General features: G+C 44.2%; 13 protein-coding genes, 1 tRNA gene, 1 pseudogene and 1 riboswitch. Of the genes and pseudogenes, 3 read left to right on the plus strand and 12 right to left on the minus strand.

Annotated features, from left to right (window positions below; genetic code table 11):
• Positions 1 to 11 precede the first annotated feature (11 nt).
• The 11 genes and pseudogenes from AC3WLU_RS04320 to AC3WLU_RS04370 form a co-directional block, all read right to left on the minus strand.
• Positions 12 to 476: a bifunctional adenosylcobinamide kinase/adenosylcobinamide-phosphate guanylyltransferase gene (locus AC3WLU_RS04320; protein ID WP_492596863.1), complete on the minus strand. Its 465-nt coding sequence runs from the start codon at positions 474 to 476 to the stop codon at positions 12 to 14.
• Positions 392 to 1,009, minus strand: coding sequence for a histidine phosphatase family protein (locus AC3WLU_RS04325; RefSeq protein ID WP_492596864.1), 618 nt, complete (start codon positions 1,007 to 1,009; stop codon positions 392 to 394). The genes AC3WLU_RS04320 and AC3WLU_RS04325 overlap by 85 nt, the downstream gene beginning before the upstream one ends.
• Positions 967 to 1,758: an adenosylcobinamide-GDP ribazoletransferase gene (cobS, locus tag AC3WLU_RS04330; protein ID WP_492596865.1), complete on the minus strand. Its 792-nt coding sequence runs from the start codon at positions 1,756 to 1,758 to the stop codon at positions 967 to 969. The genes AC3WLU_RS04325 and cobS overlap by 43 nt, the downstream gene beginning before the upstream one ends.
• Entirely contained in the window at positions 1,755 to 2,330 is a 576-nt protein-coding gene (locus AC3WLU_RS04335) for a bifunctional adenosylcobinamide kinase/adenosylcobinamide-phosphate guanylyltransferase (RefSeq protein WP_057278223.1), read from the minus strand. Before AC3WLU_RS04335 ends, cobS begins: the two co-directional genes overlap by 4 nt.
• Positions 2,303 to 3,376 carry a threonine-phosphate decarboxylase CobD gene (cobD, locus tag AC3WLU_RS04340; RefSeq protein ID WP_492596866.1) on the minus strand — a complete coding sequence of 358 codons (1,074 nt, stop codon included), beginning with the start codon at positions 3,374 to 3,376 and terminating at the stop codon, positions 2,303 to 2,305. The genes AC3WLU_RS04335 and cobD overlap by 28 nt, the downstream gene beginning before the upstream one ends.
• A complete protein-coding gene (gene cbiB / locus AC3WLU_RS04345) occupies positions 3,351 to 4,316 on the minus strand; it encodes an adenosylcobinamide-phosphate synthase CbiB (protein WP_492596867.1) in 966 nt (321 codons plus the stop codon). Before cbiB ends, cobD begins: the two co-directional genes overlap by 26 nt.
• Entirely contained in the window at positions 4,313 to 5,029 is a 717-nt protein-coding gene (locus AC3WLU_RS04350) for an adenosylcobinamide amidohydrolase (RefSeq protein WP_427603087.1), read from the minus strand. The genes cbiB and AC3WLU_RS04350 overlap by 4 nt, the downstream gene beginning before the upstream one ends.
• 6 nt (positions 5,030 to 5,035) lie before the next feature.
• A pseudogene (locus tag AC3WLU_RS04355) lies at positions 5,036 to 5,785 on the minus strand (heme ABC transporter ATP-binding protein); the annotation flags it as partial.
• A 6-nt stretch (positions 5,786 to 5,791) separates the two neighbouring features.
• A complete protein-coding gene (locus tag AC3WLU_RS04360) occupies positions 5,792 to 6,847 on the minus strand; it encodes a FecCD family ABC transporter permease (protein ID WP_413003233.1) in 1,056 nt (351 codons plus the stop codon).
• Positions 6,810 to 7,775 carry an ABC transporter substrate-binding protein gene (locus tag AC3WLU_RS04365; RefSeq protein WP_492596868.1) on the minus strand — a complete coding sequence of 322 codons (966 nt, stop codon included), beginning with the start codon at positions 7,773 to 7,775 and terminating at the stop codon, positions 6,810 to 6,812. Before AC3WLU_RS04365 ends, AC3WLU_RS04360 begins: the two co-directional genes overlap by 38 nt.
• Before the next feature lie 178 nt (positions 7,776 to 7,953).
• A riboswitch (cobalamin riboswitch) is annotated at positions 7,954 to 8,128 on the minus strand.
• 86 nt (positions 8,129 to 8,214) lie between these two features.
• Positions 8,215 to 9,063 (minus strand): polysaccharide deacetylase family protein, encoded by an 849-nt coding sequence (locus AC3WLU_RS04370; protein ID WP_413003240.1) that lies wholly within the window; start codon positions 9,061 to 9,063, stop codon positions 8,215 to 8,217.
• A gap of 230 nt (positions 9,064 to 9,293) precedes the next feature.
• Between AC3WLU_RS04370 and AC3WLU_RS04375 the strand changes: the two genes are divergently transcribed.
• Positions 9,294 to 9,367: transfer RNA gene (locus AC3WLU_RS04375), tRNA-Arg, on the plus strand.
• A gap of 488 nt (positions 9,368 to 9,855) precedes the next feature.
• On the plus strand, positions 9,856 to 10,020 hold the full coding sequence (locus AC3WLU_RS04380; protein WP_156319600.1) for a hypothetical protein: 165 nt from the start codon (positions 9,856 to 9,858) through the stop codon (positions 10,018 to 10,020).
• A 54-nt stretch (positions 10,021 to 10,074) separates the two neighbouring features.
• On the opposite strand, the gene AC3WLU_RS04385 is transcribed toward AC3WLU_RS04380, so the two are convergent.
• On the minus strand, positions 10,075 to 12,267 hold the full coding sequence (locus AC3WLU_RS04385) for a DNA topoisomerase III (protein ID WP_492596869.1): 2,193 nt from the start codon (positions 12,265 to 12,267) through the stop codon (positions 10,075 to 10,077).
• Positions 12,268 to 12,483: 216 nt separating this feature from the next.
• Between AC3WLU_RS04385 and AC3WLU_RS04390 the strand changes: the two genes are divergently transcribed.
• A complete protein-coding gene (locus AC3WLU_RS04390; RefSeq protein ID WP_034316019.1) occupies positions 12,484 to 14,034 on the plus strand; it encodes an ABC-F family ATP-binding cassette domain-containing protein in 1,551 nt (516 codons plus the stop codon).
• The last annotated feature ends 21 nt before the right edge of the window (positions 14,035 to 14,055 follow it).

Below are 14,055 nucleotides of genomic sequence, written 5' to 3' on the forward strand. Positions count from 1 at the left end.
AATTACCTCCTCTACTTTATTCGCTGGTTAATTCCATACCAGATGATATCAACGCGCTTTGATATGGATACTACATCTTGATAGACCCATCCGCAGGCATCACGCCATCTGCGGTCTCTTGCTTCCATCGGGACTATTCCCTTGGAAATATCAGAACCTATCACAATGCAGCGGTGTTCATCCCTTTCATTCTCCCATATTCGCCAATCAGCCATGATTTCCTTCCATCTTCTTCGAATCGAATCTGAATCCATCTCTTCTGCATCGCGTTGAATCCATGCATCCAATCCTTGCAATATAACAGTCTTGCCTTGGAAATCAATCAATTCCGGCTGTTCTTGTCGATAACCGGATAACCAAAGGACATCATTTTCCAAACCATACAATTGCCTTACCCATTTAGTTTTCCCATTATAGGCGCCTCCTGTAACAAAGTGCAGCGTTCTCCCCTCCTTAAGCTGTTCCGGTCTTCCCATATGAGCTCATATCCCCTGCCATGGGAAATTCCCCAATCAAAAAAAGACTTTTCCTGCGGGGCATAGCGGGCCAATAAATCACGAATTACCCCTCCATGCGTCATTAGGGCAAATCGGTTCTCCTTACAGGCAATCAATTGTTTCCAGCCATTATTCACACGTTCGGAAAATGCCGGATAACTTTCACCCCCGGGCACCAGTGCCTCCATGGGACGTTCCAGCCAATTAAGATACTCTCCATCTGTCTTCAACTCTTGATACGTCTTTCCTTCCCAATTGCCGAAGTTCATCTCACGGAACGAAGGGTTTTTGAGCGGAACTGCATCTGGAAACAGAAGTCGTGCAGTTTCCACACAGCGTGGCAAATCACTGCTGTGAATTTTTTCATACTGTGGGTAAGAACCCCTTAAGTCCAATATTTCCTTTTCTCCTTCGGCACTTAATGGAGAATCCGTCCAGCCTAAATAGGCCCTTCGCTCATTCGCTACTGTCAGCCCATGGCGAAGTAGTGTAATAGCCACAATATCAGCCATAACCAAAGCTCAACCCCTTCCACGGATGCCCCCAGTACATCCCCCGTTATCCCACCGAACCAACTGAGGATTTTACGTTTCATATATACCAGGAAAAACACGGCAGCCAGACACATGATGAAAAATAAGGGGACAAGCTTAAAATCAATGATCCAGGCAAACGCCAGACTTAAAAGGAGGTACAGCCAATAAATGGGCAAACTGCTTTTCATCACTGCACTTTGAAAAAAAGCACCTAGCCCCTCTTTTTTAGCGAGCGGCATCCGGATGAGTAAATAACCCATCACACATTTGCTTAAGAGCGGAAGGGCAATGATCAAGAAGTATGTCCATTCATTTACCCTTTCGACAATTTCATAGATAAATAGAAACCGTGCGGCCAATAGGACTATGACGGAGATGACACCGAAGGCACCTGTCCTGGAATCCTTCATGATTTCCAATCGCCGCTCTTTATCCTGATAGGAAAAAAAAGCATCACTTGCATCGATCCAGCCATCGAGATGCAAGCCTCCCGTTAATGCCATGGTCAAAAACCAAAGGAAAAAGGCAATCGAAAGCGATGACAATGGGGTCCATTCCACAAGTGCATACAAAACGCCGCCCAATATCAAGCCTAGCAAAAGACCTACTAATGGAAAGGTTTGAATGGCACGGTGAATATATTTCTTCTCCATCGGAAGCTGCTTCTTTATTGGAAAGACCGTAAAGAACTGCAGGTTAATTAAAAATCCAATCACTCCGCTCATTCCTGCATGCCCCCTTTCTTCCGCAATGGAATTCCCGCTTCCACTAGATAGGCTTCATCGGCCAGCCCGACGATCGTTTGATGAAGCAATCCCAGAGTTTTTCCGTATATATGAAGGAAATCATCCTGGAAAATCGGTTCCTGCACCAATTCATTGCTCACGACAATTAAACAATTGGATTGTTTTTTTATCTCATTGATTCCGGTTATTATTTTTGAAAAAACGCTATTTAAGAATTCTTCTTCAAGCGGAAGGCCAGGGCCAAATAGTTCGTTATCAAGCAGGGTTGTCAGACAATCGAGCAGAATTATGGAATCCTGATCAATATCCGCCCCTATTCTTGTAATATCCGTTGCGTATTCGGAGGTCTTCCACGCAATCGGGCTGCTTTCCCTATCTTTCCGGTGCCTAAGGATGCGTTCACCCATCTCAGCGTCACTGACTCGGCCACAGGCGAGGTAATGCAAGTTCCCATCCATCTGGAGTGCATACTCCAGGGCTTTTCTTTCCGCGAAGCTGCTTTTTCCAGAACGGACACCCCCGGTTATAAAACAGAGCCTTGCTTTCTCCACTGTCTTACCCCCTCCATCAGTGCTTCGTTATCATGTTCACTCTTCACTGCAAACCGAAGCCACCTTCCATCCAAACCCGGAAAATTATAGGTATGGCGCGGTACGATTCCTTTTTTCAGCAAAAAGGGGAAAAGGGATAAAGATTCATCTTTCACCAAATAAAAATTAACTGTGCTATCGGAGACATCCAACCCCTGCTCCTCATAAAACCGGAATAGTTTTTGCTTTTGCCATGCAATATAGTCTCTTGTTTTTCTCATATAGGCTTCTTCTGCAAGACAGATTTTCCCTACTTCAAGTGCCACATGGTTGACACTCCAATGCGGTTTATAATTTCTTACCCGTTTTATGATGTCAGGTGACGCAAGCAAATAGCCTAGTCTCAAACCGGGGATCGCAAAGATTTTAGTCATTGATCTTAGTATGAGTAAATGTGGAAATGCATTGATTAAAGAAGCATAACTAAAGGCATCCTCCGTGAAATCATAAAAAGCCTCATCCAGGACAATCAGGCAATCCGCTTTTTGGCATTCAATGATCAATTCCCTAACTGTATCCCGCTTAAATGAAACTCCCGTCGGATTATTAGGCGTACATAAGAAAATGGCATCATATTCGGGTAATCGCGGAATCAATCTTTCCAGGTCCAATTGCCACCCAGGAGCATCAAGCTGGTGAAAATCGACCTTACAACCTGCTGCCAAACAAGCTTCAGCATATTCCGCAAATGCCGGCTGTATGATCAGCACCCTTTGATTGGCTAATCCGTTCGCTACCAGCATGATGATTTCAGCACCACCGTTCCCCACCAAAACGGATTGCTCAGGAAGTGCTTCTTTTTTTGCAATGGATTTTGTCAATTCAATGGCATGCGGATCTGGATATTGAAGGATTCCTTCGAAAAACCCAGACCACTGTTGCTTTATGCGTAAAGGCGGACCCAATGGGTTGATGTTAGCACTGAAGTCGAGAACCGATTCAGGCATTTCGATTTTCAGCGCTTCATAAAGATAATGAGGATTAGAGCCATGAGAAGGTAATGTCAAGAATAAGTCCCCCTAGCCATAGCATCAGCAGAAATAGAAAAGATGACCGATGCATGATGGTAATCGTTTGTGGTATATGTTTTGCCTCCAATCGAACAAGCGGAACTCCCATCCTCGCACGATCGGAAACAATTCCTTTGTACATATTACGGCCTCCAAGCTGTATTCCCAAAATCGCAGCAACGCCTGCTTCACACCACCCGCTATTCGGGCTTGGATGTTTTTTTGCGTCATTGAATAATATCTTCCATCTGGCGCCGAATCCATGATAGCCGGATTTCGAGCTCAGCAACATCAGGAATCCGGTGAGGCGGCTGGGAATCCAGTTGACGATATCATCGAGCTTTGCTGAAGCCCATCCGAATTGCCCATATTTATCATTCTTGTACCCTACCATGGAATCGCAGGTATTAATCGCCCTGTACACCATCGCGAGCGGCGCACCGCCGATAGCTGCCCAAAATAATGGCGCTGTAATCCCATCACTGGTATTTTCCGCTACTGTTTCCACGGTACCCCTGACGATTTCCGGCTCATCAAGATCAGCCGTATCACGGCCGACGATATAGGAAAGCTTTACCCTCGCTTCAGGGAAATCCCGTTCATTAAGCGGAAGGCAAACATCCATCCCAGCTTGCTTCAGGCTCTTCTGAGCTATCGTTGTTGAAATGACAACAGCTTCCCAAAGGATACCTGCAAGCGGATGGATTAGATAAGCCAAATAAACGGTAAGAACTGTAATCAATAACACCGCCGATAGGACGATGATCAACATGAAGAGCCCTTTCCGTTTCTTATATGCCCCTTTATTGAATGCCAGGTCCAACTTGCTAATCATCGTTCCTATCCATTTGACTGGATGCGGCCAACTTGGCGGATCTCCAATTAATAAATCAAGGAAGAACGCCAGCGTAACCGCAAAAAGATGATGATAAATCATAATTCCTCAATCCGTTTCCGATTATTCGTTAAGGCTTCCACTGTACAATCATATACACCGCGACTGATCAGCTTCCCTAACGGAGTGATGGTGCCTGCATATTGAAGCTTTGCCCCTCTTTGAGTTGCCGCAATCAAAATGCTGTCTGTCGATGTTCCTGTTGCACAAGTATTTGTCACCTTATCCATGACATGCAAATCATGAAGCGCTTTTACTTTTGCCTCGGTCGCAGTCACTATACTGTGGATATATGCCTCTTCTGCCAAATGCCCATTTACGAATATCCATGTATTTATCGTTCCTGGAGCGGAACTCCAAGAATGCCGGTCAGCTAATGAAGCGTCGATGGCATTCCCTACACCGGCCGTCACAATGATAAAAACCGAGAAATCTTCAGCTCTTAATAGCTTGCTTGCGACCGTATCGAGAAAGACAGCTGTCATCATCCCTACCGTTTCCTGAGGCTCAAAACCATGAGCTGTTAAATAGTCGGCCATTTCAACATGATGATCCTCGCAATCATAACCATGATGGACGTGCCTATTCACAAAATACTTATGCCAGCCCGTCCCAGAACCAGTCACTCCAGAAGACATCGTTCTAAGCGGGATCGGAGACTTCAATTGAATCATCTCAAATCCGACTGTCAAATAAGATTCATCAATTTCCAACGGGATAGTATCCTGGCCATGCTTTTCCGGAACGATGAACATTTGCGGTTTCGGAAGGGCGGGATGCGGATGTTTTTCGATCGTCGTATGATATACACCCTGAATCCGTTCCTGTTGAAGCACTTCATTCGGCACATCAACAACCTGAATCTGCCCTTTCTCAAGCAGCATAAGCCGATCACAATATAATCCAGCCAAATTCAAATCATGAAAAATTGAAATAACGGTCAAATTCTGCTCTTTTGCCATTTTCCTCATTAGATCAAGAAGATCTTTTTGATAGGAAAGATCCAAATGGTTCGTAGGTTCATCCAAAAAAAGGATTTCCGGCTCTTGGGCAAGGGCCTGTGCCAGCAGGACCCTCTGCCTTTCCCCTCCTGATAATCGATCAAAATGAAGATCCTGAAAATCAGCTACTCCCGTTTGTTCCATCACCCGCTGGACAATCGATTCATCTTCTGCGGACCAACTATGGAACCAACCTGATTGATGGGCATATCGCCCAAGCGAGACCGTCTCTTTTACTGTATAGGAGAAAGCTAATGAGGAATGTTGAGGGAGCACGGCAATGACCTGTGCAAGTTGTTTTGACGAATAATCCTTCAAATCCCTGCCGCTTATCCGTACGCTTCCGCCTTTATAATCGAGCACCCCGCTAAGCATACTTAAAAGCGTCGTTTTCCCGCTGCCATTAGGACCAAGAATCCCGAATAATTCCCCTTTATGTACATCAAAAGAGACAGAGTCCAAAACAGCTTTGTTGTGATATCCACCTGTTAACCCTTTTACTTCAAGCATCCGTTTTTACCCTTCTCTCCGTCTCTTTAATAAAATCAGCGCAAATGCAGGTGCCCCGATAAGTGAGGTGATCACCCCGATCGGCAGTTCCGATGGGGCAATGATCGTTCGTGCTACAAAATCGGCCAATATCAAGAATCCGCCTCCTATCAACAATGACAACGGAAGCAAATGTTTATGGTCAGGTCCCCAAAGCTTTCGGACAAAATGAGGAATGACCAATCCTACAAAACCAATCGCCCCTGAAACGGCAACGGCTGCCCCTGTCAATGTCGAACCGGCTATCAAGATCCACATTTTCCGCCGCTTGACGTTCACACCTAAGTGTTTTGCCCGGTCTTCCCCGAAAGTCATCGCATTCAATTCTTTTGTATTCATGATTAAGGTCAACGAGCCAATGATAAAAAACGGCAAAATGATTACGATATAATTCCAGCCGCGCATTGAGACGCTTCCCATCAGCCAGCCGATGATTTGTCTTAATTCATCACCCGTCAGCGCAATCATCAATGAAATGAAGGCACTTAAAAACGAGCTGAAAATGATTCCCGTTAAGATGATCGTTTCTACTTTCATCGACCGGTCCATTTTTTTTGCAAAAGTCAGTACGCAGAGCATCGTGAGCACTGAACATAAGATGCTCAATGCCGGAAGAGTATATAAACCGATGAATGGCAGTGATATATTCAAAAATATCGTCAATACGGCGCCGACCGATGCTCCTGATGAAATACCTAATGTGTAAGGATCAGCGAGCGGGTTCCGGAGCAGTCCTTGAAAAGCCGCACCCGCGATCGCAAGTGATGCCCCAACCAAACCAGCGAGCAGCACCCGCGGCAAGCGGATGTTCATCACGATATTCGTAAGCATCACATCCGGATCGGCAGAAATCGGCAAGTGGAAAATCTCCTTGCCGATTATTTGTATAAGTACGGGAATCGGAACTGGCACCGAACCAAAGGAAATGCCTATCGTCATTGCGAATAACAAAATCAACAACGCAATCAAATAGGCAAACGCCCATTTAGTTGTCAAACTGGTTCGGATAGACTGCTTTGGCAAGTTCCTCTACTCCTTCTATTAAGCGTGGACCGGAACGGGTCACCAAGTCAGAATGGACATCAAAGACTTGGCCATTCTTAACAGCATTTACGTCTTGCCATCCTTTTCGGGCCTTCACTCCACTTACTGCATCTTTCGTATAATAACCATACGTTGTAATGATGACATCAGGATTTGCAGCAATCATCGACTCTTCATCAATTTTTGCCCAACCGTCCAATTCAGCAGCCGCATTATCCGCTGAAATAATCTGAAGCATCTCATTCATGAAAGTATTTTTTCCAGGTGTGTATATTTCCGGTGAAGGCGAAACTTCCACTAAAACGGTCTTCCTATCCTCTTTCTTTACGGATTTGGCTTTTTCCTGGATATCCTTGAGCTTCGTTTTCATATCCGCAACGATTTCGTTTGCCTTATCATGTTCTCCCGTTGCCTTTCCAATCATTTCAATAGATTCATAGACTTGGTCAAAGCTTTGTGCATCATTGACTACGAGCACATCTATTCCAGCATCCTTAAGCTGCTGTAAACCCTCATTTGAATTATGGGCACTTGATGCATGCGCAAGAACAAGGTCAGGCTTCATGGAGACAATCAGCTCCGTGTTCATTTCCATTCCGCCAACTTTTTCAATTTCTTTCGTCTCTTCCGGGTAATTATCATTGTCGGAAACACCAACGACCTTTTTACCCAAACCAAGTGCAAAGACCACTTCCGTATTACTTGGTATCAACGAAACGATTTTCTTCGGTTCTTTTTCTATCGTAACTTTTTCCCCACTTGCATCTTTAATCGTAATCGGGAAAGCCTCGTGTTGAGCATGGTTCGTTTGCTCTTTTTCTTTTCCTTCATCAGCAGCACCACCGCAGCCTACCATCATGCCTGCAGTAAGCAACATTAACAGTATCAGACCAAAAATCTTCTTCATTTTCATTCCCCACAATCTTTTTATTTAATTTCTTCATACCTAACAGAGAAAACCAATACTGGAAGATACCCCCCAAAACAAAAGCATCTCCCGTTAAACGGAAGATGCTTGCATGGCAACAATATCAATACGGACTCTTTCTTAGGGTCTGCCACACACCTTCCCATCCGCGTAGGTTACAGGTGTACGAATTCTGGCAGGTCTCCTGGCTCATGGTCATCGTCAACGGCACCTTCCCATATCTCATACAGTGGTACACAGCCGTCAGCTCCCATATACAGTGGCGGGACCGCGTTGGCATTTCACCAACTTCCCTTTTAAGTCATTAAGACACCAAATCGTTCATATGTATATAATTTTCACTGCCTTCATTATACACCATGTAAGAATCGATTATTATATGATTTTTCTGAACAAGTGCGAAATGCCCCTTCACCCTTCAATGCTTTGAAGCATTTTCAATCAGCGACGCAAACCCATTGATCGATAACCCTGGTGAAATCCGAACTCGATGCAGAGCATGCATCCCTTGGTCGCTTGAAGCTCCCCCAGGTTCGGTAGTGACTGCCATCTTGTATCCAGCTTCTTCTGACAGCCTGAGACTCTCTTCGTTATACCGACCAACCGGATAGGAAAGCACTGTCGTGTCCTGGTCGAGGATATGGTCGAACAGCACCTTCGACTGAACCATTTCCGCTTCTTGCTGCTCTGCCGTCATGCGGTTCAGCTCCAAATGGCTGATGGTATGGCTTTCAATTGAAATCCCATCCCTGCTCATCTCCAACATTTGATTTTCAGTCAGGTGATGACCTTTATCAATGGACTTCCCGATCATGAAGACAGTTGCTTTCATATCATGTTCTTTTAATATCGGGAAGGCCTCCGTGTAGTTATCTGTATAGCCATCATCAAAAGTAATCCAGACGCACTTCTCACTTGGCATCCGATTCTCGGTTAAAACGAGGAATGCTTCTTCAGGGGATAATGTATAGTAACCATTCTCCCGAAGCCAAGCCATCTGTGATCGGAATTCCTCCCTTGGAACCCGAAGGCCATTCCCTTCAGAAATACTGTGATACATCAATATCGGAAGCTGGACCGGGGACTCGGCCTTTAACCAGCCTCCCGTATCGATTTGCCCCTCCGAATCCTGCCCGGTCCCATTCTCAGCCGCTTCGGCCACTTCAATGTCATCTTCCGCAATCGGTGCAGCCGTCTTTGTGCCTATCCCCTCTAAAATCCCTTGTGAGCATCCAGGTAAAATCAAAACCCCCAGCAATGCCGCCATCCTTAACACTCTATATTTTTTCACTATCATTCTCCTGAATTTTTTATAGTATAATAGTACCAGAAAACCGCTGATCAATAAAGTATTCCATTTAATGAAAAAAAGAGGAAAAACGAAAACTTAGCGACACACTAAACATTCATGAGGATTTTTTTTCATAAGTATGTGCTATTAGCTTGAAAAGTTTGCCTATAAGAAATATAATAAATAAGTCGTCGACTTTAATATATGTCCCAGTAGCTCAGCAGGATAGAGCGACAGCCTCCTAAGCTGTAGGTCGTAGGTTCGATTCCTATCTGGGACGCTAAAGTTTATAAGCCCTGTTATAATGCGGTTTCTCCGTGTTGTAGCAGGTTTTTTTTCTGTTGATTTTTTGATGGGAAACGCAGGTCCCAAAGCTGAATTATTTCATCAAGTCTTATAGAAATAAAATCTGATTGCAAAACTATGCATAAAGGTTGGAAATATTGGCGAACAACCATACAACTGTTTGAAAGTAAAAAAAGTCTTATTTATGACGTCGATATATACAAATACTGATTTCTGGATATAATCATGTTTTTTTTAAAATATATGTTTTAACCTGTCCCATCCGGGTATACAAATACTGTAAGACATTCTCACCAAAGGAGATGATAGTGCATGATGAGTACAATCAGAAGCCAATGGAACAAAGAGAATGACGCAGCGGTGTTTAGTCCCGGTGATCAGCGTTAGAGTCAATTGAAGAGTTGGAAGATAATCAAGCATGGGAATTACTAGTCTTCTCATCCAAAGGAGGAAGATACGATCATGAGTATTTACAGCCTATGGAATCCAGAGAATGATGAAGCAATTTTCAGTCCGGGTGATCAGAAGCCATTCAGTACGCTCATACGAATAGATTCGGATAAACACACACACACTGACAAAACACTTGAATATGAATTACATGGCACCGTACTGAATGAAATTTAGTCGAAGCAGGAATATACCGAAAAAGGATGGAGCGATTGCTCCATCCTTTTTCATTTATTTATCGAATTTCAGTTTCGCCAAGGCATCTGCCAATGCAGTATTGATCGGCTCTTCTTTATTTTGCTTTTTCATATAATTGGATACTTCATTTTTGGATACTTTTTGATTTTTATTTTGACCTCTTCGTTTATTGTAAGAAGATAGTTTTTCGTGAAAACCGCATTTACAGGTGAATGTCTGTGCTTCTCCTTGACCGCGCATTTCCATCTTTTTATGACATTGCGGGCATCTGGCATTTGTTACACGTGAAACACTTTTTTTGTGGCCGCAATCACGATCTTGACAGACAAGCATTTTTCCCTTTTTACTATTCACTTCCAGCATCAGCTTGCCGCAATCAGGACATTTCGTTCCTGACACGTTATCATGCTTGAATTTTTGGTCACTATTTTTGATTTCATGGACGATATTTTTGGCGTAGGAGCGCATATCGCCGATGAAAGCCTGTTTTGGCAGCTTTCCTTTTGCTATCGCAGTTAACTTTTGCTCCCATTGGGCTGTCAAAGCTGGAGAACGCAAGTCTTCAGGTGCCAATTGAAGAAGTTGTTTTCCTTTCGAGGTGACATGAAGGCCCTTTCCTCTCTTCTCGATCAGGAAGCTATTGAACAGTTTTTCAATGACATCCGCACGTGTTGCAACAGTTCCAATCCCGCCAGTTTCACCAAGAGTCTTGATGAGCTCTTTGCTTTCCCCTGCCATGAAACGAGCGGGATTCTCCATTGCCGAAAGAAGCGACCCCTCATTGAATGGTTCCGGCGGTTTCGTTTCACCCTCTGTTTGTTTCACAGTCGAAATGGTTAAACTGTCACCTTTTTGAACGTTCGGAAGCAGTTGCTCCGCAAGGCCATCTTTAGCTTCTTCCTCATCGAATTGGTGATCATAAACTTCCTTCCAACCTGACTTCAGGATGACCTTCCCTTTTGCCATGAACATCTCCTGCCCCATTTTTGCGGTGATGGTCGTTTGTTCATATTCAAAAGGCGGCATCAATACAGCAAGGAACCTTTTAACGACCAAATCATAGATTTTCGATTCTTTGTCACTCAGTTTTCCCGGCAGCGGCGTTTGCTCAGTGGGGATGATTGCATGGTGATCAGAAACCTTGCTATCGTCCACGAACGATTTATTTGTTTTAATCGGGCTGCGCAGGATCCTCGATGCATACTGGGCATATGGTTTAATGCTTACAGCCTGTAATCTTTCTTTTAGCGTATCAACCAAATCCGTAGATAAAAAGCGTGAATCCGTCCTTGGATAAGTCAAGACCTTATGGCTTTCATATAAGCGCTGCATGATCGATAACGTCTCCTTCGCCGAATAGCCGAATTTCTTATTGGCGTCCCGTTGAAGTTCTGTTAAATCATATAAAGAAGGGGAAAAACTTTTCTTATGTGCCTTGTTCACTTCAACCACTTCTGCACTTTTCCCCTTAACGGCTGCAAGAACCTTTTCTGCCTTGTTTTTATCAAAAGTGCGGATATCTTTTGATTGGGCATCTTGCCAGACGAGGCGCAAATTGGGTTCTGCATTTGCCGAAACGCCATAATATTTCTTAGGCTGGAACTGTTTTATTTCCTCTTCTTTTTTTGCAATCATCGCAAGTGTCGGCGTTTGGACCCTCCCGCAGGATAATTGGGCATTATGCTTGGTCGTTAGGGCACGCGTCGCGTTCATCCCAACGATCCAGTCCGCTTCCGCCCTTGCTACAGCAGAGGCAAATAGGTTTTCATACTCCTTGCCATCTTTCAGATTTTTAAATCCATCTTTTATCGCTTTATCCGTTACAGAGGAAATCCAAAGCCGCTTGACCGGCTTCTTCACATTCGCTTTTTCGAGAATCCAGCGTGCAACAAGTTCCCCTTCACGGCCTGCATCCGTCGCAATGATGACATCCTTGACATCATTGCGATTCAATTGTGTTTTAACCGATTGAAACTGTTTGCCTGATTGCTTGATCACGACCAATTTCAAAGTAGGCGGCAACATGGGCAGGTCCTCAAGGCGCCACGTTTTATATTTTTCATCATAAGATTCCGGATCTGCATGGGTAACCAAATGACCCAGTGCCCAAGTGACGATATACTGATCGCCTTCAAAAAAGCCATTCCCCTTTTTCCCGCAATTCAACACTTTTGCTATATCTCTGCCGACCGATGGTTTCTCGGCCAGTACGACTGTTTTACTCATATTAACATCCTTTCGCTTTTAAACTGGTTCCTCTATTATCTCATATAATTTATGACAGGGCGATAATGCACCACGGCATTGAATCGGTTGGTTCACTTTAAGGATTCCCCGTACCCACATATATGTAAATTAATAGATTAGATAGCATTCCCGTGCAGATTTTAGTATGATGAAACGTAGGGATTTTTTCAAATTAATTGGGAGGTTCAATATAAAATGAGCTTACTTTCTATAGATAAATTAGCACACAGCTTTGGCGACCGTACCTTATTCAAGGATGTATCATTCCGCCTGATGGCCGGCGAACATGTTGGTCTGGTCGGGGCAAATGGTGTCGGGAAATCAACGATGATGAATATCATTACAGGGCAACTCATCCATGATGATGGCCGGGTCGAATGGACACCTGGTGTCGAATATGGCTATCTTGATCAACATACGATACTTTCAAAAGGTAAATCGATTCGCGACGTCTTACGGGATGCATACTTGCCTTTATTCGAGCAGGAAAAAGCACTGAATGAAGTTACAGAGAAAATGGGTACGGCCACTCCGGAGGAACTTGAAGAACTCTTGGAACAAATGGGTGAAATCCAGGACAAGCTGGAAGCCGGCGGTTTTTACAATCTGGATATTAAAATTGAAGAAGCGGCACGCGGTTTAGGGTTGGATGCAATCGGCTTGGACCGTGATGTCTCTGCCCTGAGCGGCGGACAGCGGACAAAGGTTTTACTAGCCAAGCTACTTTTGGAACAGCCTGAAGTACTGCTCCTAGATGAACCGACGAACTACTTGGATGTGGAGCATATCCGCTGGCTGAGCAGCTACTTAAAGGAATATCCTAATGCATTCTTATTAATTTCGCATGATACCGAGTTCATGAACGGCGTCGTCGACGTCATCTTCCATCTTGAATTTTCTAAATTGACCCGTTACACGGCAACTTATGAAAAATTCCTTGAGCTGGCTGAATTGAATAAAAACCAACATATTAACGCCTATGAAAAACAGCGCGAATTCATTAAAAAGCAGGAAGATTTCATTGCAAAGAATAAAGCACGCTATTCAACGACCGGCCGGGCAAAGAGCCGTCAAAAGCAATTGAATCGAATGGAGCGCATCGATCGTCCAGAAACTGCAATGAAACCTACCTTTGACTTTAAAGAGTCACGTGCGAGCAGCCGTTATGTCTTTGAAGGTGAAGATCTGGAAATCGGATATGACCGCCCACTGCTTCCGAAGTTGTCCATGACCATCGAGCGAGGAGAAAAAATTGCCGTGGTCGGCTGTAACGGAGTTGGTAAATCCACTCTATTAAAAACGATTTTGGGTAAAATCGATCCTCTAGGCGGTAAAAGATCTCTTGGCGATTTCCTTTTTTCTTCTTATTTTGAACAAGAAGTGAAAGCAGGCGATACGACGCCGATCGATGAAGTATGGAATGCATTTCCGCATCTGGACCAACCGCAGGTACGTGCGATTCTTGCCCGTGTCGGTTTGAAAAACGAGCACATTACACGTCCGATGAGCCATTTAAGCGGTGGGGAACAAGCAAAAGTGCGCCTTTGTAAACTCATGCTTACAGAAAGCAATTGGCTGTTATTCGATGAACCGACAAACCATTTGGATGTCGTTGCAAAAGAAGAACTGAAACGTGCATTGAAAGAGTATAAAGGAACGATTGTCCTTGTATGCCATGAACCTGATTTCTATGAAGATTGGGTAACCAAAGTATGGGATGTAGAGGAATGGTCGGCACAAAATTAATTTTTTCGGGGATGTCGCGGA

This window comes from Peribacillus sp. FW305-BF15, assembly GCF_058783805.1.